The following is a 271-nucleotide window of genomic DNA, read 5'->3' as shown; positions in this document are numbered from 1 at the left end:
GTGCACGTTCATTTACCGGTCGTCAGGTCGCTATTAAAACCGATAATGCTCACAATAAAGCGCGTATTGAAAGTATCGATGACAAAAACATCCGTGAGCAGCTAGATGCCGGCAACGTCGTTATTGTCGCAGGCTTCCAAGGTATCGATGAAGAAGGCAATGCGACGACATTAGGGCGCGGCGGCTCTGATACGACAGGCGTGGCGATTGCCGCGGCTTTAGGCGCGGATGAATGCCAAATCTATACTGATGTTGATGGCGTCTATACCAC

1 protein-coding gene is annotated in these 271 nt (G+C 50.6%); it reads left to right on the top strand.

Features of this window, described 5'->3' with window-relative positions:
• A partial coding sequence (locus tag AAEY75_RS15200; protein WP_502944429.1) for an amino acid kinase family protein occupies window positions 1-271 on the top strand: 271 nt, incomplete at both ends.

It is taken from the genome of Psychrobacter sp. TB55-MNA-CIBAN-0194, from assembly GCF_040309505.1.
Lineage (GTDB): Bacteria > Pseudomonadota > Gammaproteobacteria > Pseudomonadales > Moraxellaceae > Psychrobacter > Psychrobacter fozii.
Note: the sequence above shows the minus strand (reverse complement) of the source record. Positions and strands in the feature narration are given on the sequence as shown.